We start from the raw sequence: 21221 nt of genomic DNA on the forward strand, positions 1-21221 counted from the left end.
ACTTAGACAACCGGCTTTGACCATTTCAGAACCACCTGCGACCACTTGAGCAACCGGGTTAAGGGTGGTTCGGAACCGGGTATACCCCCCTTCGGAACCACCCCCTAAGGTAATCGCTTATTCCAATAACCCTTATCCAATAAGGATTCCCAAGGATTTGGTATTTTCCACCATCGAGTTTATAAATTCATATCATTTGTTAAGTAAATCTCAATTCCGGTTTTAAAATCTTTTCTGAAATTTTAAATCATTATTTTTGCATCGCCTTTGGAAAATCAAAGCAAAAAGTATGAAAGCTTTAAAAACACTTAATCCATATTTCTGGAAACACCGCGTCTTATTATTTTGGGGATTTTTATTCATTATTCTGAGTAATTTCTTTGCGATATATAAGATCCAGTATATCGGACAAACCATTAATATCATCGAGAAAAATTACTCGACGCTCAAATTATCAGACGAAGCAGGATTGATTGATAATGTGAAAAACAACTGGGCTTATTTCAGAATTATCTTTATTAATTCAGGAATATTAATTGGTTGTTCATTGCTTTCAGGATTGTTCACTTTTATGATGAGACAGACGATCATCGTTGCCTCCAGAAGAATAGAATACGAACTCAAAAACAAGATCTACACGCATTACCAGGAATTATCTGTAACCGATTATAAAAAGACAACAATTGGTGACTTGATGAACCGATTGAGCGAAGATGTAGTTGCCATCAGAATGTATCTTGGACCAGGCGTAATGTATGTGGTCAATCTTATTATTTTGCTGATTATCACGAGTGTTTACATGTTTATGACTGATGTTCAGATGACGCTTTGGACTTTGGTTCCGCTGCCGATTCTTTCTTTTGGAATTTACAAAGTGAGTGACATCATCAATAAGAAATCGAAGGTAATGCAGAAAAGTCAGTCAGGTATTTCGACTTTCGTACAGGATAGTTTTTCCGGAATCCGTGTTGTGAAATTCTTCAGTAAAGAAAAATATATTGAGAAAAACTATGGGATTAAAGTTAAGGATTATCAGGACAAAGCCTTAGATCTTGCAAGAACCGAAGCTTATTTTTTCACGATCATCCTTTTCGTTGTCGGACTTCTGAATGTTGCCATTCTTTATATCGGCGGACACAAATATATCGCAGGTGAAATGAGCGTCGGGACAATCGCTGATTTCTTTATGTATATCAACATGTTGATTTTCCCTTTCTCGATGCTTGGCTGGGTAACATCTGTCAATCAAAGAGCAGAAGCCAGTATGCAGCGTGTGAATGAGTTTATGGATGTGAAATCCGATATTATTAATACCAATTCAGAAACTTACCCAATCAGTGGCGAAATAGAATTCCGAAACGTGAGTTACACTTATCCAAATACGGGAATCAAAGCTGTTGATAATCTAAGTTTCAAAGTGGATGCAGGAAAATCCCTTGCGATAATGGGAAAAACCGGAAGTGGAAAATCCACGATCGCACAACTAATTTGTCGATTAATCGATCCAGACGAAGGCGAAATCCTTATCGACGGTAAAAATCTTAAAACTCATAATCTGAAATTATACCGAGATCAATTGGGTTACACACCACAGGAAAGTTATCTTTTTTCTGACACGATCGAGAATAATATCGGGTTTGCGATTGACAAGCCAAATCACAGCTTGGTCGTAGAAATGGCGAAAAAAGCAGACGTTCATAAAAACATTGAAGAATTCAAAGAACAGTACGAAACTATGGTTGGCGAACGTGGTGTAATGCTGTCTGGTGGGCAGAAACAGAGGATTTGTATAGCAAGAGCAATGATAAAACAACCGAATATTCTGATCTTCGATGACTGCCTGTCTGCCTTGGATACTGAGACTGAGGAAAACATTTTGCAAAACATCGATAAGGATCTTAAAACCACAACTTCTATCATCATAACCCACAGAGAATCAAGTGCCAAAAGAGCTGATGAGATTTTATATCTGAATTAATTTCTCTAACATATCGTTAATAATTTTATCAAAAATTTAAGAAAATTAGCAATATTAAAGGTTTTATTAACAAAACATTTTGAATTTCCGAGAATTCTGTTATATTTGTTAATACAGATTTCTAAAAAATATATAACGATGAGTGAATTTAAGGAACGACATGAGAATGAGATTTTCACTAAGGTGTTGAAAGCAGGCAGAAGAACGTATTTCTTTGATGTGCGGGAGACAAAAGCAGGTGACTATTACTTAACCATTACCGAAAGCAAAAAGAATTTCGGAGAGAACGGAGAAGCAACTTTTGAGAAACATAAAATCTACCTTTACAAAGAAGATTTCAAAAGTTTTCAGGAATTATTCAATGAATCTACAGACTTCATCATTCAGCAAAAAGGTGAAGATGTCATCTCTGAAAGACATGATAAAGACTTCAAATCAAAATCTTTTACGATAGAATCTGACGAGGAAGTTTAAATAAAAAAGATCACAGCGCATTCATAAAATGCGCTTTTTTATTATAAAACTCTGATATTACAAAGATCAAAAGTTAATGTTTTATTTGAAAGTCGTTAACTTAAGTTCTATTTATCGCAAACACTTCAACCAACACACTTGCCAAAAATCATCAACATAGACAAAATCACAAATCGTATTGATTCTAAATTAATTTTAAAATCCGTAAATTTGTTGCTTTAAGAATCAAAATTTTTATGCTGACGAAATCAAGGGTTCAGGATTTCCTGAAAGAGATAGAAGTAGAAGATCTGGTGAATAATTTCCAGGTGATGGGAGACGATATTTATATTGATATGACGGCTCATTCTCCGGCAATGCACGAGAAAAAGAAACTGGAAGTTGCTATGAAGCAGGCTTTTGCTTCAGAATTTGGCGAACAAGTGAATCTTAAATTAAAGATTACTTCTCCTGAATTGCCTGCAACACCGGTGAACGAAATCAAAGGAAAGCAAATCGCCGGTATTCAAAATATCATTGCCATCGCTTCCGGAAAAGGTGGCGTTGGAAAATCTACTGTTGCGGCGAACCTTGCGGTAACGTTGGCAAAAATGGGTTTCAAAGTTGGATTGCTGGATGCGGATATCTACGGACCATCCGTCCCAACAATGCTTGATACGGAAGGCCAAAAACCAATCTCAGTAGAAGTAAACGGCAGAAACCTGATGAAACCAATAGAGAATTACGGTGTGAAAATGCTGTCCATCGGATATTTCTCAGGTGCAAATCAAGCCGTAGTCTGGAGAGGACCAATGGCTTCCAAAGCCTTGAATCAGATGATTCGTGATGCAGATTGGGGCGAATTGGATTTCTTGTTGATTGACCTTCCTCCAGGAACTGGCGACATTCATTTGTCTATCATTCAAGAAGTTCCGGTAACTGGCGCTGTGATTGTGAGTACGCCTCAACACGTTGCTTTGGCGGATGTGAGAAAGGGAATCGCGATGTTCAATATGGAAAGTATCAACATTCCGGTTTTGGGATTGATAGAAAATATGGCTTATTTCACGCCTGAGGAATTACCTGATAATAAATATTATATCTTTGGCAAACAAGGTGCTCAGTTTATGGCCGAGGATTTGGGAATTCCTGTTTTGGGAGAGATTCCATTAATACAGAGCATAAGAGAAGCTGGTGACGTTGGAAGACCAGCCGCATTGCAAGAAAATTCCAAAATTTCTGAGATCTATATCAAAACAGCTCAGAATATGATAGAAAGTCTGGTAGAAAGAAACAAAAATCTACCTGCAACAGAAGCTGTAAAAATTACAACGATGGCAGGTTGTTCTCCGAAAAAGTAATAAGCTTTTGGCGATTGGCTTTTTGCTGATAGCAGTAAAATCGGAGGTAGTTAAAAAGAAAATATATAAAATGGATAATACAAGTCAAATTCAGGAAGAACTGGTAACCAAAGTAATGGAAGCTTTGGAGAGTATTCGTCCGTTTCTACAGAAAGATGGCGGCGATATAGAATTGGTAGATGTTCAGGACAACAAAGTTTATGTCAAACTTTTGGGACACTGTTCCAGTTGTGGCATCAGCAGTTCCACTTTGAAGCTGGGTGTGGAAAGCACCATCAAACAGCATGCTCCGGAAATAGAAGAAATCATCAGCGTTTAAAAATAAAAAATCCCGATTCAGTTACGAATCGGGATTTTTTTATTCTACTATTTCAGCGTCCTGAATTTGAGAAGTTCCTTTTCTAAGTTGACTTTCCCAAAGAAGAAACTTATCTACCTCTTTCATCAGCATTGGAATTGCCAATGCTAATATTGCCAAATCATCCAGTGCTCCTACAACAGGAACAAAATCCGGAATAATATCTATCGGCGAGATAACATACACTAATGCCAGAGCTGGAATCAATACATCTGTGAATTTCATTTTATATTCACCTCTGTACCAAAGTTTAAACATCCGTACCACAGAAGGAATCTTTTGCAGAAATCCTTTGTGCTTGATGGCTTCCTGAGCCAGTTTTAATTTTGAATATTTCATTTATGTGTTTATTTTTTTTCGACATTTTAAATTTCGCAAATTCTATTCCAATCAATTCATAGAAAATCGTAATGTTTTGTTAATTAATTACTAGGTCAATTTATCTGTCAGCTTTGCAAATTGCTTTTCTGCACTTTTTCCTTCGTACAAAATGTCATAAATCGCATTGATGATCGGCAGCTTCAGCTTTTTTTCTTCACAGATTGAGTAAATCCCTTTTGTGGCGTAGTAGCCTTCTGCGACCATACTCATAGACTGGATTGCAGATTTTACTGTATAGCCTTTTCCAATCAGGTTTCCGAGGTTTCTGTTTCTTGAGAATAGAGAATATGCTGTTACAATCAAATCTCCCAGGTAGGCACTATCATTCACATCTCTCTTTTCGGGATAAATGGCCTGGAGAAAAGTTTCCATTTCACGGATTGCATTGGAAACATAAACTGCTATGAAGTTGTCTCCATAGCCCAAACCGCTGGCAATACCCGCTCCTATCGCGTAGATATTTTTCAGAATGGCGGAATATTCGTTTCCGAGAATATCACAGCTTGTGTTGACCTTAATATAATAGGACGACAAAATACTTTGCAAAACTTCGGCATCTTCTTTTTCTGCAACCGCAACCGTAAGATAAGAAAGTCTTTCCATCGCCACTTCTTCCGCGTGGCAAGGACCAGCAATGACCGCCTGATTTTTGAATCCGATTTTGAATTGATCTTTTAAATAATGGGCAACAATATCATTATGCTTTGGAACTATACCTTTGATGGCAGAGCAGAACAGTTTCCCTTCGTACGCGCAGGTCATCTTCTCCATAGATTCTGCCAGATAGATGGAAGGAACGGCAAGGATAATCACATCACAATTTGAAACCAGTTCATTGATATCCGTTGTAATCTGTAATTTTTTCAGATTGAAAGAAACCGTTGTGAGATAAGTTGGGTTGTGTCCACGCTGCTCAATGGCGCCTTTTACAAATTCGTTTCGCACGCACCAGTGTACGGTTTTACAGTTTTCTACCAGCATTTTTACGATAGCTGTTGCAAAACTTCCGCTACCCAAAACGCCTACTCGCACATTATTAGATGATTTAGTCAATTTCTTACTCATACTTTTTCTGCATTTTCATTTGTAAATATCTATTACTTTCCAAGGTTACAAATCTAATGTAATTTGTGAATTTATATAAATCTAATTTCCATTTTAGAAATATTTTAAGAATAATTAACTTCTATTGATCATAAATACCCTCACGAACATTATTAACATCGATAAAAATAAAAAATTCCTATTTTTGCAATCCATTTTAAAACCCAGATTAATGGTCAACTTTCTGAAATCGAAAAAGAAAAAAAATATAGTTCTGATTTTGCTATTAGCAGCTTGTTTTGTACAGGCGTTGGTCATTGCAAAGTTGTATAACGGAATCGATAATAAAGTGTACCAGGTCAATATTGTAAAGATCAATAACGAAAAAGACAGCATTGATCATCTACAGTTGAAAACCGATTTGGCCATCGTAGATCAAAGCATTAGAAGCATAGACGGATTTTTGAAATCAAAAAATGTATCTGACCTCCGAATAGAAAATCTCGCTAAAGACAGCCTTCAAAATGAAGTTTATCTCGCAAAAGTAAGTAACAGATACAGCCAATACCTGATTGACCTGGAACAAAAATTACAGCAGGTTCCTTTGGGAATCCCGACAGACGGCTATATTTCTTCTAACTTCGGTATTAGAAAAAATCCAATTCCACCTAAAACTGATGCTTCAAAAGTTGTTGCTCAATCAAATGTTGCTGAGGAGAAAGACAGTCTTGGAAACGTCATTAAAAGACAGGCAATCGTAAAAGAAGACAAAAATGCCTCCATCAACGCGCCAGCCGAGAAAGACCAAATGCAGTTTCACAAAGGACTGGACGTGGCTGTAGCTTACGGAAGCCCTGTAAAATGTGCCGCTTCAGGAAAAGTGATTTTCGCCGGCGTGAAAGGTGGGTACGGAAACTGTGTCATCATAGAACATGGGAATGGTTTAGCAACGTTGTATGGTCATCTTTCAGAGATTTTAGTTGAGGCTAATGACCGAGTGAAAGTGGGACAGATCATTGCAAAATCCGGAAATACAGGTCGTTCAACAGGACCTCATCTTCATTATGAAGTTCATAAGAATAATCAGCCGATCAATCCGAGATTGTTTTTGAATTTTTAAAAACTATTACTAATGAATTTTCTGAATTTGGAATATTTGAAAAATGGATCTGAGATTCAGAAAAGGATATTTCAGGTTTTAGAAAACAGTCAGATCTTTCAAAAACTTCAGATGTATAATCCTATCCTCGCAGGCACTTTTCCAATTAATATTAATATCAAAAACAGTGACCTTGATGTTATTCTGGAAACGAATGATCTCAAAGTTTTAAAGAAATTATTGATCAAAATATTTCAGGATAAGAATCAATTCAGCATTGAAATTTTAGAAATAAATGACGTAGAATCGCTGATTTGTAAATTCGAATTAGAGGAATTTCCAGTGGAAATATTCGCTCAGGATAAGCCTACAAATCTTCAGAATGCTTACCTTCATATGATTAAGGAATTTGAAATTCTGGAAAAAAAAGGTAAAAAATTTCGCTTAAAAATTATTGAACTAAAAGAGCAAGGTTTTAAAACCGAACCTGCTTTTGCCCAGTTGTTAGAACTAACAGGAAATCCGTATGAAGAACTTTTAAACTATCAAACATAAAAAAAGCGACCCAAAATCTGGATCGCTTTTAATTTATAACTAAGAATTAATTATTTCTTTAATTCTTCAAGAAACTCATCGTGAGATATTGTTGTTTCTTTCTTTTTAGATTTTTCCAAGATCACATCTTTCAATTTTGCCATAGCAACCTCAGAGGAGATTTGTCTTACCTGGTTTTCGTCTTTTAACATTTCTGCTGCATATTTCTGAACTTCATCATCACCTAAGTGGTGGATTCCGTAGATTGCTAATTGGTTTCTTACCAATTGCTCCGCTTGTCCAAGAACTTCCGCATAATCCAACTGGATATCATTATCGTTCATCAATTTTCCTTCTAGGATTTGACCTTTGATAATGTTCTTCTCGTTTTCAAGAATTTCTTTTGCCTGCTCTTCAGAAGTAATGTTCTGGTTTGAGAATAACAACCATTTGATCAAGAATGCTTCAGGTAATTTGATTTCTTCCTTCTCATTAACTTGCTGAAGAATCTTGTTTACGAAATGAACATCTGCATTTTGTTGGAAATATTCATCCAATTCAGTTTTCACTCTGGCTTTCAATTCTTCTTCAGTTGTGATCACGTCTTTACCGTAAACTTTGTCGAACAACTCTTGGTCAAGTTCAGCCAATTTCAATCCGTAGATATCTTTCACTGTAACCTCAACCTCATTGTGGTGAAGGTGTTCTGCATCTTCTTTGGAGAAACCTAACTGAGTCGCCAATTCTTCTTTAGCTTGCAGGTCTTCTTTAGAAACTTTTACAGATTCGTCTTTTTTCAATTTTTTCACCAAATCGTAAGCTTCTTTCTGGTCTTTAGAAATGGTTACGTTTTTTGGAGCGTGATTGTGCTCGCCTTCTGCACCTTCTTCTACAACCTGAGCAATTTCCAAAGCTACGTAAGAATCTTTACCGATTTTTTCTTCCGGTAATCTCTCTGCGAAACGCTTTTGCATATTCTCAACACTAGTAGAGATTTCTTTATCAGAAGCTTCTACTTTGTAATGAGGTGCTTCATATTTAGAAAGATCAACAGTGAATTCCGGCTCGTATCCAACTTCGAAAGCTACAGACAAAGATTCTGCATTGTGATCGAAATCGTTTACTGGCTGAGGAACCGGCTGACCTACCAATCTAAGTTTGTTCTCACTTACATAACCGTTCAACGCTTCAGAAACCTGTTTGTTGATCTCTTCGAAAGCGATGCCAGCTTCATATTGTTTTTTAACCATACTCAATGGCACTTTTCCTTTTCTGAATCCAGGAACCTGTGCATTTTTTGCATAGTTAAGCAGTTGTTTTTCAACTTTTTCTTTATAATCAGATTTTTCCAATGTTACCGTAAGCAATGCACTTACATCGTCATGGTTTGTAGCTGTAACGTTCATTAATTGAAATTTTTAAGTTGCAAAAGTAGGCAAATTCTGAGGAACTTCAAAATTAAATACACTCTGCATTCCTATAAAAAAATCATAAAGTTTTGAAATTTAAAATTTTAAGATGCTTTCCAAAAAGTCCACACTGTTCCGTTGAAAACCAAAAGCATTTTTTTCACCGTGTCGTAAACAATCATTCCGGGTGTCGGAGCAACAATATTAAGGTGTGGACTCGCCACTTTTGGGAGGATCATAGCTTTGTTGGAATCTTCCAAAACTAAAATTCCCGGTGTAGAACTTAAAGCGCCAATGGCAACTTTAGCATTCGTCTGCTCTGCCAAGCCATCCTGCAAAGAGGTTTCCGCGGCTCCGTTTATGGCAATTGTGAGATCTTTCCAGGCATTACCAGAGTAAACTTTAGTTTTTTTATCATTAATATCAAAAATAAGAGTTCCGTTTACAACATCTGCTACACTAGCCGCGCTGGTTGCCCAGGGAAGAACCAAGCCTCTATTTTCAGATCCAAACTCCAGAGAAGAGGATGCTGACTCCAACGTTATTTTCCCAATAGCTACCTGCGCATTAAACATGTTGAAAATCAGAATAAAATTCAGTAAATAAAAGTTTTTCATTTTGTATGTGTGTTTGTGTGTTATTAAATTTGCCTAATCAGGACAGGTCTGAGTATCAAAACATTTCCAACCTGCAGCTGTCCCATCTGTATTAATTTGAAGACAGTTAAGCGTCGTGTTATAGACCATCATTCCTTCCTTAATATCTGCAGTTGGGATTGCTGAAACTTGTGCGGTTGTCAGTCTATTCAGCACAAAACCTTTGGTTTTAGATTCCAGTATGACCCAAGCACCTTTTCGGACACCAGGCCAATTGGCGTCACCCGGATTTGCTCTTGCCAAAGATGTAATACCTTCATTTGTTGACAGCGAAGTTCCGGATGTAATTCCCGGTTTATAGCAAACTGCGGATGCAACTCCTGTGACATTAACCGTAACGATTGCCGTGCTGCAACTGCTTGTCAAACTGGTGCGGCAAATCTGATAATTAATTGTGTAAGTTCCGGATGCAATACCAGATCCTACCTGAACCAAACCAGTTGCAGTGTTTAGCGTTACATTGGGATTGGATGCTGAAACCTGCGTCAGAATAACATTGGATGTGGTTGCTGCTGCCCCATTATATTGTTCCAAATCATTCGCCAGAACAGATGTCGCAGATGAAGATCCTGCATTGATGGCAAATGTATCATTATTCGCAACTGGCGGGAAACTTCCGTCTGTATTCGTACAGATGTTGGTCACCGTAACAACAGGCGCGCTACAGGTTCCACTTCCTGCACAATCATAGGTGACATTTGCCAGCGCCGCTGTAGTTGTAGTCCCTGAAGAGTTAATGTACGTTGGTGTAGAATTGAAGATGGCGCTTTGACCCTGTGTACCAGCTTTTATCATTGTTGCTTCATACTGGGAATATTTTGTCAGATCCAGATTGGGTCCAATCTTCGCCCCATTTGGATTTACCGTATTTAGAAAATAAGTGTAGCCCTTCTTGGATGATGATGTCGGGCCATTCATCGTCGCGCCGTTTGGCTGCCAGGTTGTAATCTTCATCAGTCCTTCGTTATAGATCACAGAAGTGTTGGCTCCGTTTATGATTCCTTTAGAATAAAAAGTACCGTAATTTTCCAGCCTGCTGTTTCCGGCCATATCAATAGAACCAGTTCCTACATTAAAGGTACCGGTATTTATAATCTTACCTCCTCCCAAATTATATCCAACTGTAGAATTGATTGTTCCACAATTAAGATATGTACTTGTACTGTTGTTATTATAACTGGCGCCGACGTTTATGATTCCAAAATTTCGGAAAGTCGTTGTGCCGGAAATATTAATGTTCTGTGTGATGGAAAGTAGATTGTAATTATCAACCAGATTGGTTCCATTACCACTGAATCCCAAGACACCCATATCTATAGTCCCATTATTAATAACCGTATTATTTGTTCCGGAAAACGTAAAATTATTATTTCCGTTTGAGCCTGCTCGAAGAATACCGCCATTTGCGATATTGACCGTAAGGCTGGAATTGATGTTCGGGCTTTGGTTGAACTGCAAAGTTCCTGCAATTTCGAAAGTGACATTGGTTCCACTTGTGGAGTTAATATTATTTTGAATAATAAGAGTCGCACCAGAGGCAATGCAGATTTTGGAATTATTCTGGAAGGCCACATCACTCATAGTAGTAGTGCCCGCAGTGAAACAGACGACACTATTTGTCGCAAAAGTATAATTGCTGCTTGTAGGATTTGTAACAGTACAACCTGTACATTGGGAATAGCAATCAAAGGACAGCAGGAATAGCAATAATGTAAAAACATTATTCTTAAATAAATAATTAATCATCGTTTTATATTTAATTTTAATAAATCAAATAAATTTCATTGAAGTGTGTTAATTTTCAATGATTAAGCAACAAATGTAACACTTATTTATCAATAACAAAATATTTATTGTTAATTAATATTAATAATAGAAAATAATTGAATTTTTGACGAGCTAACTTACCATCCAAAAATAAGAATGTCTCAAAAGAGACATTCTTATTTTTAAAGTTTCTAAAAGCTTAATTGCTCAAACCAAATGTAGCTTCAGCATCCGTCTCGCCTCCTGTTACACTTCCCCAAGCTGTTCCGTTTTGGGCTTCGCTGGCAGATGCCGGCTCGTGGATCAGAGTTAATTTTAATAATGGTGAAGATTGGTTTACCACTTTCACAACATCCCATTTTGTAATGAGTCCAACTTTCCCTAAAGCTCCGGTAGAAGAACTTGTGTCCAGTCTTGTCAAATTAACAGTGGATTTTGGGAAATCGAAAATTAAGAAATGTTCGTCTTTTGCATCTTTTATTTCCTGTGTTACGTCTTCGTTTCCGTTTTTGAAAATGGTTGTTACTTCATAAGATTTCCCGTCTGTCAAAGCAATTACCGGCGCAGCAGAACCTATGATATAATTGTAGGATTGTGAAGTTCCCGTGGTAATATCTTTCACATTCAGAACGATATTCGTCAGTTCTTCCTGAGGCAGATCATCCGCCGCAACATCCTCGTCTCTTTGACAAGAAATCACATTGAAGATTAAAAATAATGCTGCTAAAAAACTTACTAATTTGTTGAAATTGAATTTATTTTTCATTGTTTAAATTTTTTAATAATTGATTGATTTTTTAATTGAATTTTTAAAATTTGTATCTGAAATTCAGAATGAAGTTTCTGCCCATATCATTGGCAAAAAGTCGCATCCTGTTCAGATAATCCCTGTAAGAAATATTGAAAATATTATTAACCGTCAGCCCTGCTGAAAAGTTTTTTGCAATATCAATTCCCATCTGCGCATTCCAGATTGAATAGGTTTTCGGTGGCGTACTGATGTCAACAACCGTTGTCACTTCTTCTCCCGCAACATAATCTGTAAATTCCAAATTATGAACAGGATAACGTTTCTGATCTACAAATATTTGATTCTCAACATTTAAATACAATCCATTCCATTTCTTTTTGTTGAATTGCAATGCATTGGAAAAATTAATCGGCATCATCAGAATCAAAGGCTCATCGTGGGTTTCATCCTGTCCCCGAACATACGCGCCTCTTCCTTTATAAGTGAAATTTTCTGTAAGGTTAAAATTAATATCCACGTCCAAACCATACATTTTCGAATCAATCTGTTGATAAATCCAAACCGGAAAAGATCCGGCCTGCGTTAGCTGCAAAGTTCCATCCGGAATCTGATTGATGAAATTTTTCGTACTGAAATAGTAAGGATTAATAGAAATATCCAAACCTTGCAGAATATCAAATCTAGCATCTGCCACCAAATTGAATTGGTTTCCTTCTTCATTTTTGACACTCATATTTCCTTTCTCGATGATCGCCGCAGAATGATGCAGGCCATCTGAAAATAACTCAGCAATATTCGGTGTTCTGCCAACTTTTGCATAGTTCAGTTTGAGATTAAAATTATTGGAAGGATGATATTCCAAACCGGCATTGTATGAGAGATTCTGATAAGTTAATTTTGGCCTTGTCAACACCCTGTTGGCGTTGGTTCTCACATAAAATTCGGGATAAGAATCTGCGTACAGATTTTCCCAATCGCTTTTGTCATACCATTTGGTCACATCATAATAATTGTGATCATATCGGATTCCGGCTTCAGCATTCAGTTCCGGTGTGATTTTATATTTGAAAACAGAATAAATTCCCGCTGAATATTTATCATAATTAGGAATCAATCTTCTTGCTTGCGTTGCCGGATCAGAATAATTGTTCTGAAAACTGGCATCAATTCCCGTTTCCAAAGACCATTTTTCTCTTTCCAAAAGATCATTGATATTGAATTGATGCGTCATCAAAGCCAAATCCAAAGATGGAATCGCACTAAGATCGCCTCTTCTTAAATCAAATTCCTGGCGGTGATTATACTGAAAACTATAAGTTGCCGATACCTTTCCAATATTTTCAAAACGATTAAAAGCTGAAATCTTAGCCAGATGATGTTCTATCAATTGTCTCGGATTATCAATCTCATAACTGAAATTGCCGGAATAAAACGGAACCGGCGTATTCATCGCTTCGTAATAATCACGAGGTGTGGAAACGTGTGAATCCCGCAAAATCCCAAGATTCTGATTTGTCAGATAATAATCGAAAGAAAAACCACTTTTGAAAGTATTCTTCTGCAAAGTAAAATTAAAAGAAGAAAAATCCGAACCTGTATTTTTCAGATTATAATCCGGCGTACTTTGATCCCCAACCTTTCTAATGCTTCCGCCGGATTTTACAGCCCAGCCGTTTTTCCAGATTTTAGCGATATTGACATCAATTCCCAAACCTCTCCCATTCGAGATTCCGGAAAGATTAACTGAACCTTTCAAAGTATCTTTTTTAGGGAAAATTTCCGGTTCCAAAACGACAACGCCGCCAATGGCATCACTTCCGTATCTCAATGCAGATGCACCTTTAATTACATCAATGTGTTGAAAATTATTGACATCGATATTTGGTGCATGCTCAATTCCCCATTCCTGTTCCTGCATTCTCACACCATTATTGATGATAGATATCCGGCTTCCGTAAAGTCCGTGAATCACAGGTTTTACGATATTGTTTCCTGTTTTCAAACCGCTGACACCTGAGATATTTTTCAGAAGATTCCCCAGATTTTCGGTAGAATTCCTGTCGATTTCTGATTTGTCGAGGGTTTTCACAACCATCGTTCCATTGTTCTTATGATTACCGTGAAGCGTCACAGACTGGATTTCGTTCACATGATGCTCAAGATTGATCGTCAGATGAAGATCTTTCCCAACCGTAAAACTCTCAGAATAATTGTCGCAATCCGGATGAGAAGCCGTCAAAGTGTATGTTCCTGCAGAAACGTTTTTGATTTTGAAAGCTCCTGATTTATCCGTTTTTGCTGAATATTTCCCAAAAGAAATCACGACATTTTCCAAAGGTGTTTTGTCGTGAAAATCCTGCGCAATTCCTTCAACTGAATATTGAGCAGAGATGAATGCAAATCCAAAACAGATCAGCATCAGGCTAATAATATATTTCATTTTTTCGTAAAATGTATAATGTAAAAAGTACAATGTACTTCTGTGAAATTTTGGAATTAATTATTGACAGATATTCTTGACCATCAAGTTATAGAAGCCTAAATTCCAAACGGATAAAGCTGCCCAAATCAAAAAAAATGATTCGACCAAAGGCAAATTAAATGTCAAAATAATTCAAGGGAATTCTCTCAAAATCTAAATGAAATTGAGGAAAATAGGAATTACGAAATAGCGGGCGGACCGCGGAGTTGAAAAGTGAATTTGGTCGCTGACCAGATTTTTTCCTGTACAGAAAAAGTTTGTTGTGTGTCGTGCGTATGGTTTTCAAAATGGAAAGAAAACTGTTCCGGAACCAAAGAATTGCCAGTTGCCAGGAAATGACAAGCCAGACAATCGCCGGATTGGCTTTTGGAAATATCCGAGGAAATGGTTTTCTCAGTCTTTTTGAAACCTGAATCTTTGAAGAAAGATTCGCCGCTGTGATTGTGCAATTGCGAAGAAAACAAAGCCACAAAGAGATACATCCCGGCAAAAAATACCGAAATGAAATTCCTGAAAGTTTTGTTTTTTCCAATCAACATAGATGCAAAGGTAGAAATTTTTTGGGACTGGAGATTAATATTATGTTAAATCCAAAAGTGATTATTTTTCTTCCTCGAAATATAATCTGTAATATTTTCCTTTTTCGTCCTGTCCGGTTTCCAGCATTTTTCGGTCGCCGTGGATGTAGATATGGAAATTTTTATCTAACTTGATTATTGATTTAAAGTGTCTTTGTTGTTTTTTAACCGCCTGAGTATTAATCGGGAAATCTTCAGAAATTGAGATCTGCATATCCTGCTCGTAATCGGATTTGAAATTGGAAAAACTTTCGATGACATTTTCGTCTTCCAAAACTTCTTTTACGAAATCATCGTATTTGAATTCTTCTTTTTCTTTGAAAAAATTGATGGATTTATTAAGAAAATCTGCCTGATCTGCTTTGGAAACTTCGAATTCCTGGGGCAATTGCTGTGTGATAAAATCTTTGTAAACAGACAAAGTCTCCTGCGTGTGGAAATATTCGTTGTCGCGTTGTTTTACTTTCAGGAAATCCTCGAACCAATAATAGATATCACCATTTTTGTTGTTATCTATCACGGATAAAACGTAACCACTTTCTTTGTCGCTGTTATAAATCAAAGCCGCTTTATCGATTTTTGACAGGCTGATTCCGAAATCTCTTTCGATATCAAAAGATTCGTCCTGAGGATTGATTTTCAGGAAACCTTCTCTCTTTTCGGTTTTGAAAATCCCGATAGAATCTATTTTTTTATCGTCGCCGTCAGCAGATTCAATTGTTTCGCCTTCGAAGTAAACGATGAACAATTCGCCGGACTGAACTCTTGGATTTTCGGCAGCTTCGTAAAGATGTTTGGCGATGTTTTCAGATTCCCACTGGAATTTGGCTTTGTCTTCAAAAATCTCAGAAACAGAACTGTAAACCGGATTATTCACCAAATAAGAATCACTGTAAAAATGAAACTGCTCTTCGGATTTGAAGGCATTCATAAAGTAATTTCCCAGTAATTCCTTCATCTCATCTTCCAGCTGCAATTCTTCCTGAGAAAGTGTTAGAGATTCTCCATTGATTTTATTCCCGACTCTGTGAACTGTAATTTTTGAAAACATTTTTTGTTGTTTGAGTTTGCAAAGATATTCATAATCTCCTTTTCTGGCTAATTAGAAATCATATTTGAGAAATTATCCTTTCCGCCTTATTTGAAAATTTTAATCCCTCTCAAATTTTTCTATTTTCAGTTTTGGACTTAATGTTTTAATATAAAAAGCTGCGATTGCACGAGAAAATGTGGGCAATAGTTCACCATCATTTGATAAAACTATAAAAGTATAACCTTCTTTTGGGAACCGTAAAATATCAGCCAATCCCGGACCACCGCTATGACCAGCGTACAAAACATCTTCTTTGCCGACAACCCAGCCCACTTTTGAAAAATCTGCATCTTTGCCATCTATCTTGTCTGTTTTGTAAATATAATTTTCCGAAAACGAATTTGGAAATTGGATTTCATTGTCCAAGCCTATTACCCAGTTGGCCATATCATTTATCGAGGCAAAATATCCACCGGCAGGATAAGTATATTGTGGATAGAGATATTTGTAGGCTTGCATTTTACCTTTGAGATCGTAATAAGTGGTAACTTTTTCCGGGATAATATCAGTGCGTAAAAATTGTCCATTCACCTTGAATTCCATGTCGAAAGCGCCATCGTTCATCTTGAAAGGAATAGCAACTTCATCCCTTAAAATTTGCACAAAAGGCTTGTTATAAATCTTTTCAAAGATATAGGACAAAACCATAAAATCCGATTGTGCATATTTTTGTTTTGATCCCGTTTTGAACACCAAAGGAAGTTTTTTGACAGCCTCTACAATTTTCTCCGTCGGCAGATAGACATCGCTGTCATAGTAATCGTCGATTCCGCTGGAATGATTTATCAGGTTTTCAATTTTGATATCATTCCATTCTTTGGGACAATCTGTAATATACTTTGAAACAGAATCATCCAGACTTATTTTCTTGTTATACATTGTTTTTAGAAGAAGCGTGGAAGTAAGAAGCTTTGTACAGGATGCAATTTGAAAATTGGTATGTTCGGTAACTTTATTTTTCCAATCAAGATTTGCAAAACCGTAAGTTGTTTTCTTAATTATTTTTCCATCTTTGACGACTGCGATTGCCATTCCGGGAATTCCCAAAGTTTTCATTTGGTTATTTACAAATTTATCTACATCCTTATTGATATCCATCTGATTACCCTGTGAGAAAAATAAAGCTGAAAATAGAATGACTGAAGTTAAAACGAATAATTTTTTCATAATTAAGATTGGGTTAAGTTTATCACTATTTAATTAGTTATTCAAAGATGAAACTTAAATCTCAATGCATCACTATTTTTATAGTTAAAAAATATTAAATAAATTTCGCCGAGAATTAAGTTATCTTAGCTTAAGAAAAATTGCAAAAATGAATTTAAAAACGAAAAAATATTCCTTTTTAATCTTAATGGCATTCTCCTTTACCTCCGCCCAAACCATCGAAGAAGAAATCGCCAAAAAATCCTGCGAATGCATCCAGGCAAAAGTGTTAACAAATGGACAAATCTCAAACTCAGAAAGACAAAAATGCATTTCTAAAAGCGGCGATGAAGTTCTGAAATCAAAAGACCAACAGGAAGTAAAAAGACTTACCAAAAATATGGAGGAAGTGGTCGAGCGTTTGAAAACCATCTATGCTATGGTAGAAAAGTGCATCTCAAAATAAATAGAAATCTCCAAGCCTGAGCCCGGAGATTTCTGTGTAACATTTGAAAATTGCTTTCACATTTGTGAAATAAATAATTTTTTTTTCATCATCCTTTTATGAAAAAACAGAGAGTCGAATGAAGACTTTCTATTTAAAAATTTCTCTAAAATTATTTTTTAATCATTTTCACGCCTTCTGAAAAATCATTGATCTTAACGATATAGACACCAGCCGGCAAGTCTGCAACATTGATTTTGTTATCAGAAACTTTTGAAAGTGATTTTACGATAGCGCCTGCGGCACTGTAGATTTTAACTTCAGAAATAGCTTTTGCAGATTGTAATACTACAAAGTCTTTTGCAGGGTTAGGATATAAAGATAATTTTTTATCAGAAGAAAAGTCATTTACAGCAAGTAGGTCATCACAAGTAACCTGGGTAAAGCTGTTGCTATTTGTTGTTGTTCCATCATTGTTTCCTAACTGATAATAGTTATCCGCTCCTGTTGTTAACATTTGGGAAGAATTATTAATAACACCACTATGACCTTCACCTAATCTCATAGAAATCGATTTCCAGTTGGTTGCAGTTCCTATTCTTACAAAAGCAAGATTGGAAGTCGTGGCATCATTTGTCCCAATTCCTAATTTTCCATAGCTATTTGATCCTCCAGCGAAGATAGCTCCATCTGATCTCATAACCAATGAGTTGTCTATGCCCGAAGTTATTGCCGTGTAATTAGAAGCAGCATCTATTGGTTGTGGTGTATAATAGATTTGCTCTCCTCCACCGGCGAGACCTAATCTTCCGAAATTGTTAGCACCCCAAGCCCATAATTTTCCAGCAGTTGTTAAAGCTACCGTATGAAATGGAGAGCCCGATACTTCGCTCCAATTTGTACCTGTTCCTACCTGCGTGAAAGAAGCTTCCTCACCAGAAGTCTGCCCCAATCCTGTTGCCCCATAAACATTAGATCCGCAAGACCAAAGTGTCCCATTAGATTTAATGGCAAAGGATGTATACCATCCCGAAAAGACTTTAGCCCAATTTGTAGCATTTGTTGGCTCTTGCTTGAAAGTATTGATAAATCCTTCACTGGTTCCAAGTCCAAGATTACCCCAGTCGTTATAACCTGTTGCCCATAGGGTTCCATCGTTTTTAATGACCAATGTGCTGTAATAACCCGCTGCATAATCTTTTACGCCTGTTGCAATTTTTATGGGCGTAGTTACATCTGTATTATTGCCAAGTCCAAAATTACCGTAGGCATTATCTCCCCAGCCGTAAAGATCTCCGTTTTCCTTCAGAGCAAGAACAAAGTGATGCCCTGTAGAAATCTCTTTCCAGTCAGAGTCAGTTCCAATTTGTTCCGGATGTTTGATTATAGTTCCAACAGTAGAAGCACCGTTTCCACGAACACCACTGTCATTGAGTCCCCACATCCAGATGGTCCCATCTGTTTTCATTGCAATATTGAAGTTCTGCCCCTGAGACAGCTGTGCCCACGAATTGGTAGAACATTGCCCATTAACTGTAATGCAAAACATCAATAGTAAAATAGACGCTAAGGCAATACTACTTTTTTTACCTGTTTTTGAAATTAATAAAAATCGTCTCATAACAATTTATTTATTGGTTAATGATACAATATTACGTCGCTATTTGCCGATTTAGCAATCAATGAATTGAATAAATTCGGAAATTATTCCCTGTTTTTTTAAGAATTATAATTTTGAAAATCAAATATATACAACACATCCATCCTTTAATATTATTTTAAAAATAACATATTAAAAAAGCGTGATAAATAAAAATATGCAACTATAAATTCTGATTTATCAATTGAAAACCAGATTAATTGAAAATTTAAAAATTGACTCCACGTAAAATAAAGCCATAAATAAAAACATCAATTTTAATCTTAAAACAAAAAATCTCCAAGCTTTCGCCTGGAGATTTCTATTGTATCAGTTTTAAAACTGTTGATTACTTCACTTCTTCAAAAATAACGAATACTGAATATCAATGAATTAAATTTATATGGTACAAATAAGATACAAATATTTAAGTTTCTTCTATTTTCATCTTATTAATAATTTGCCAAATTAAACAATTATCTCAAAGCTTTAAACATCTGTTCAATCGCTTTCTTTTTCTGTTCCATATTAGGATGAACATAGAGATTTAATGTTGTACTGATATTAGAGTGTCCAAGCAGAACACTTACTGTTTTATAATCACAATTACTTTCTATACATCTTGTGGCGAAGCTATGCCTTAATCCGTGAAATTTTATATCGGGCATTTTAAGCTCCTTCATAAGGTTTTTATAATAACTTCGATAAGTTCTGGGCTCCGTTGGCTTCGCATCATTTGTCAATACAAAAAAAGAAGGATTAACAATTTTTTTAAATGGTTTCAATATTCTCAATAAATCTTTACTTATGGGGATTTCACGGATAGAGTTTTTAGTTTTTGGTGTATCCAAAATGAGTTCTGTTCTGCGAACTCCGTCTTCTATTACATATATACGTTGAATGGTCTGATTCACGCTTATTATTCCATTATCTGTATCAACGTCTTCCCAAGTCAGTGCACATACCTCGCCAATTCGCATTCCAGCACTTAGGCAGATGTAAACACCCAAATTTCTAAATGTAAAATGTTCCTGAATGTAATTCATTATCTTTTTCTGGTCAGATTTGGTAAGTACCTCCAAACTATGTTTTTCTCTTTCCGTAGGGAACTGTATATCAAAAGGTGTGTAATCAAACCACTTATTTTTTGCCCCGAATTTGAGAATCATTTTTAAAACAATTAAGATATCTTTAATCGTTTTATGGCTTAAACCTGCTTCTAATTTTTTCAAAACAAAATTTTGCACATCGGTTTCCTCGATGATATATGCTTTACCAAAGATTGGAATTATATGATTTTCAATTAGAAGTGTGTAAGCTGAAAAACTTGATTTTTTAACGTACTGCTTTTTGTTTACTTTCCATAGTTCGATGACTTCGGACAATTGTTTTTGTTTATTCATTACTTTTTAATTTTAAATCTCAAAGGAAAGCAATTAAAGATTCAAAAACCTTGAGGATATGAATTAGTTAATGTTCCCAATTTGAGATTCCCGGGGTTTGAGGGGGAATGGGAAACGAGGAAGTTGGGGGAAATGGCGGAAAAAGTGAATAGTGGTAAAACACCATTAGGTGGTGAATCAGTCTATATAAATGAAGGTATTTTATTCATACGAAGTCAAAATGTAAATAATGATAAATTAGAATTACAAAACTCCGTATTTATTTCTGAATCTATAAACAACGTAATGAAAAATAGCGTTGTTAGATCTAATGATATACTTCTAAACATAACAGGGGCATCATTAGGAAGAAGCTGTGTAGTTCCTGAAGATTTTAAAATTGGGAATGTTAATCAACACGTTTGTATCATAAGATTAAATAAAAAATACAATCCAAGATTTCTTCAGCCAATATTTTCTTCAATTAAAGGTCAAATCATCTTTAATAATTTACAGACTGGGAGCGGAAGAGAGGGTTTAAATTTTGAAAGTATTAAAAGTATCAAATTATCTATACCGGGCTCAAAAGAGCAAAAGAAAATAGCTTCATTCCTCTCAATTTTAGATGAGAGAATTTCAACCCAAAACAAAATAATTGAAGAATT

The 21221-nt window shown here is 36.1% G+C and carries 20 protein-coding genes; 8 read left to right on the top strand and 12 right to left on the bottom strand.

Annotated elements, in window-relative coordinates:
- Positions 1-289 precede the first annotated feature (289 nt).
- The 4 genes from OPU68_RS17810 (at position 290) to OPU68_RS17825 (ending at position 4111) form a co-directional block, all read left to right on the top strand.
- Positions 290-1978 (top strand): ABC transporter ATP-binding protein, encoded by a 1689-nt coding sequence (locus tag OPU68_RS17810; protein WP_498475269.1) that lies wholly within the window; start codon positions 290-292, stop codon positions 1976-1978.
- A 138-nt stretch (positions 1979-2116) separates the two neighbouring features.
- Positions 2117-2452, top strand: coding sequence for a DUF3276 family protein (locus tag OPU68_RS17815; RefSeq protein ID WP_498475270.1), 336 nt, complete (start codon positions 2117-2119; stop codon positions 2450-2452).
- A gap of 236 nt (positions 2453-2688) precedes the next feature.
- Positions 2689-3792 (top strand): Mrp/NBP35 family ATP-binding protein, encoded by a 1104-nt coding sequence (locus OPU68_RS17820; RefSeq protein WP_498475271.1) that lies wholly within the window; start codon positions 2689-2691, stop codon positions 3790-3792.
- A 70-nt stretch (positions 3793-3862) separates the two neighbouring features.
- A complete protein-coding gene (locus OPU68_RS17825) occupies positions 3863-4111 on the top strand; it encodes a NifU family protein (RefSeq protein ID WP_498475272.1) in 249 nt (82 codons plus the stop codon).
- A gap of 39 nt (positions 4112-4150) precedes the next feature.
- On the opposite strand, the gene OPU68_RS17830 is transcribed toward OPU68_RS17825, so the two are convergent.
- Together OPU68_RS17830 and OPU68_RS17835 are read right to left on the bottom strand one after the other, a co-directional pair.
- The gene (locus tag OPU68_RS17830; protein WP_498475273.1) at positions 4151-4489 is read right to left on the bottom strand and encodes a YkvA family protein; all 339 of its coding nucleotides are present in this window, start codon (positions 4487-4489) and stop codon (positions 4151-4153) included.
- A gap of 90 nt (positions 4490-4579) precedes the next feature.
- On the bottom strand, positions 4580-5596 hold the full coding sequence (locus tag OPU68_RS17835; protein WP_498475274.1) for an NAD(P)H-dependent glycerol-3-phosphate dehydrogenase: 1017 nt from the start codon (positions 5594-5596) through the stop codon (positions 4580-4582).
- Positions 5597-5807: 211 nt separating this feature from the next.
- Here OPU68_RS17835 and OPU68_RS17840 point away from each other — a divergent pair, with 211 nt between their 5' ends.
- Both OPU68_RS17840 and OPU68_RS17845 read left to right on the top strand, forming a co-directional pair.
- Positions 5808-6695, top strand: coding sequence for a M23 family metallopeptidase (locus OPU68_RS17840; protein ID WP_498475275.1), 888 nt, complete (start codon positions 5808-5810; stop codon positions 6693-6695).
- Between the two features lie 12 nt (positions 6696-6707).
- Positions 6708-7229, top strand: coding sequence for a DUF4269 domain-containing protein (locus OPU68_RS17845; protein ID WP_498475276.1), 522 nt, complete (start codon positions 6708-6710; stop codon positions 7227-7229).
- Positions 7230-7279: 50 nt separating this feature from the next.
- Here the strand turns inward: OPU68_RS17845 and OPU68_RS17850 are convergent, their stop codons facing one another.
- The 8 genes from OPU68_RS17850 to OPU68_RS17885 form a co-directional block, all read right to left on the bottom strand.
- Entirely contained in the window at positions 7280-8614 is a 1335-nt protein-coding gene (locus OPU68_RS17850; RefSeq protein ID WP_498475277.1) for a trigger factor, read from the bottom strand.
- A 107-nt stretch (positions 8615-8721) separates the two neighbouring features.
- The gene (locus OPU68_RS17855; RefSeq protein WP_498475278.1) at positions 8722-9234 is read right to left on the bottom strand and encodes a phage tail-like protein; all 513 of its coding nucleotides are present in this window, start codon (positions 9232-9234) and stop codon (positions 8722-8724) included.
- Between the two features lie 33 nt (positions 9235-9267).
- Complete coding sequence (locus tag OPU68_RS17860) at positions 9268-11019, bottom strand: phage tail-like protein (protein WP_498475280.1); 1752 nt, start codon at positions 11017-11019, stop codon at positions 9268-9270.
- Between the two features lie 220 nt (positions 11020-11239).
- Positions 11240-11806, bottom strand: coding sequence for a hypothetical protein (locus OPU68_RS17865; RefSeq protein ID WP_498475281.1), 567 nt, complete (start codon positions 11804-11806; stop codon positions 11240-11242).
- Between the two features lie 43 nt (positions 11807-11849).
- A complete protein-coding gene (locus OPU68_RS17870; protein ID WP_498475282.1) occupies positions 11850-14231 on the bottom strand; it encodes a TonB-dependent receptor in 2382 nt (793 codons plus the stop codon).
- Between the two features lie 221 nt (positions 14232-14452).
- Positions 14453-14812: a hypothetical protein gene (locus tag OPU68_RS17875; RefSeq protein WP_498475283.1), complete on the bottom strand. Its 360-nt coding sequence runs from the start codon at positions 14810-14812 to the stop codon at positions 14453-14455.
- Positions 14813-14873: 61 nt separating this feature from the next.
- A complete protein-coding gene (locus OPU68_RS17880) occupies positions 14874-15902 on the bottom strand; it encodes a nucleoid-associated protein (protein WP_498475284.1) in 1029 nt (342 codons plus the stop codon).
- A gap of 99 nt (positions 15903-16001) precedes the next feature.
- A complete protein-coding gene (locus tag OPU68_RS17885; RefSeq protein ID WP_498475285.1) occupies positions 16002-17111 on the bottom strand; it encodes a serine hydrolase domain-containing protein in 1110 nt (369 codons plus the stop codon).
- 148 nt (positions 17112-17259) lie between these two features.
- Here OPU68_RS17885 and OPU68_RS17890 point away from each other — a divergent pair, with 148 nt between their 5' ends.
- Positions 17260-17556 (top strand): hypothetical protein, encoded by a 297-nt coding sequence (locus tag OPU68_RS17890; RefSeq protein WP_498475286.1) that lies wholly within the window; start codon positions 17260-17262, stop codon positions 17554-17556.
- A gap of 151 nt (positions 17557-17707) precedes the next feature.
- On the opposite strand, the gene OPU68_RS17895 is transcribed toward OPU68_RS17890, so the two are convergent.
- Both OPU68_RS17895 and OPU68_RS17900 read right to left on the bottom strand, forming a co-directional pair.
- Complete coding sequence (locus tag OPU68_RS17895; protein WP_498475287.1) at positions 17708-19156, bottom strand: RCC1 domain-containing protein; 1449 nt, start codon at positions 19154-19156, stop codon at positions 17708-17710.
- A 494-nt stretch (positions 19157-19650) separates the two neighbouring features.
- Positions 19651-20577: a tyrosine-type recombinase/integrase gene (locus OPU68_RS17900; protein ID WP_040998464.1), complete on the bottom strand. Its 927-nt coding sequence runs from the start codon at positions 20575-20577 to the stop codon at positions 19651-19653.
- An 81-nt stretch (positions 20578-20658) separates the two neighbouring features.
- Here OPU68_RS17900 and OPU68_RS17905 point away from each other — a divergent pair.
- Positions 20659-21221: restriction endonuclease subunit S (locus OPU68_RS17905; protein ID WP_498475288.1), on the top strand; the 563-nt coding region annotated here is incomplete at its 3' end.

The sequence above is a fragment of the Chryseobacterium sp. TB1-D10 genome (assembly GCF_059803555.1).

What these genes read in the sequence shown, in the direction of transcription:
- OPU68_RS17810 (WP_498475269.1), top strand. Translation starts at nt 290, where the DNA reads ATGAAAGCTTTAAAAACACTTAATCCATATTTCTGGAAACACCGCGTC.
- OPU68_RS17815 (WP_498475270.1), top strand. Translation starts at nt 2,117, where the DNA reads ATGAGTGAATTTAAGGAACGACATGAGAATGAGATTTTCACTAAGGTG.
- OPU68_RS17820 (WP_498475271.1), top strand. Translation starts at nt 2,689, where the DNA reads ATGCTGACGAAATCAAGGGTTCAGGATTTCCTGAAAGAGATAGAAGTA.
- OPU68_RS17825 (WP_498475272.1), top strand. Translation starts at nt 3,863, where the DNA reads ATGGATAATACAAGTCAAATTCAGGAAGAACTGGTAACCAAAGTAATG.
- OPU68_RS17830 (WP_498475273.1), bottom strand. Translation starts at nt 4,489, where the DNA reads ATGAAATATTCAAAATTAAAACTGGCTCAGGAAGCCATCAAGCACAAA.
- OPU68_RS17835 (WP_498475274.1), bottom strand. Translation starts at nt 5,596, where the DNA reads ATGAGTAAGAAATTGACTAAATCATCTAATAATGTGCGAGTAGGCGTT.
- OPU68_RS17840 (WP_498475275.1), top strand. Translation starts at nt 5,808, where the DNA reads ATGGTCAACTTTCTGAAATCGAAAAAGAAAAAAAATATAGTTCTGATT.
- OPU68_RS17845 (WP_498475276.1), top strand. Translation starts at nt 6,708, where the DNA reads ATGAATTTTCTGAATTTGGAATATTTGAAAAATGGATCTGAGATTCAG.
- OPU68_RS17850 (WP_498475277.1), bottom strand. Translation starts at nt 8,614, where the DNA reads ATGAACGTTACAGCTACAAACCATGACGATGTAAGTGCATTGCTTACG.
- OPU68_RS17855 (WP_498475278.1), bottom strand. Translation starts at nt 9,234, where the DNA reads ATGAAAAACTTTTATTTACTGAATTTTATTCTGATTTTCAACATGTTT.
- OPU68_RS17860 (WP_498475280.1), bottom strand. Translation starts at nt 11,019, where the DNA reads ATGATTAATTATTTATTTAAGAATAATGTTTTTACATTATTGCTATTC.
- OPU68_RS17865 (WP_498475281.1), bottom strand. Translation starts at nt 11,806, where the DNA reads ATGAAAAATAAATTCAATTTCAACAAATTAGTAAGTTTTTTAGCAGCA.
- OPU68_RS17870 (WP_498475282.1), bottom strand. Translation starts at nt 14,231, where the DNA reads ATGAAATATATTATTAGCCTGATGCTGATCTGTTTTGGATTTGCATTC.
- OPU68_RS17875 (WP_498475283.1), bottom strand. Translation starts at nt 14,812, where the DNA reads ATGTTGATTGGAAAAAACAAAACTTTCAGGAATTTCATTTCGGTATTT.
- OPU68_RS17880 (WP_498475284.1), bottom strand. Translation starts at nt 15,902, where the DNA reads ATGTTTTCAAAAATTACAGTTCACAGAGTCGGGAATAAAATCAATGGA.
- OPU68_RS17885 (WP_498475285.1), bottom strand. Translation starts at nt 17,111, where the DNA reads ATGAAAAAATTATTCGTTTTAACTTCAGTCATTCTATTTTCAGCTTTA.
- OPU68_RS17890 (WP_498475286.1), top strand. Translation starts at nt 17,260, where the DNA reads ATGAATTTAAAAACGAAAAAATATTCCTTTTTAATCTTAATGGCATTC.
- OPU68_RS17895 (WP_498475287.1), bottom strand. Translation starts at nt 19,156, where the DNA reads ATGAGACGATTTTTATTAATTTCAAAAACAGGTAAAAAAAGTAGTATT.
- OPU68_RS17900 (WP_040998464.1), bottom strand. Translation starts at nt 20,577, where the DNA reads ATGAATAAACAAAAACAATTGTCCGAAGTCATCGAACTATGGAAAGTA.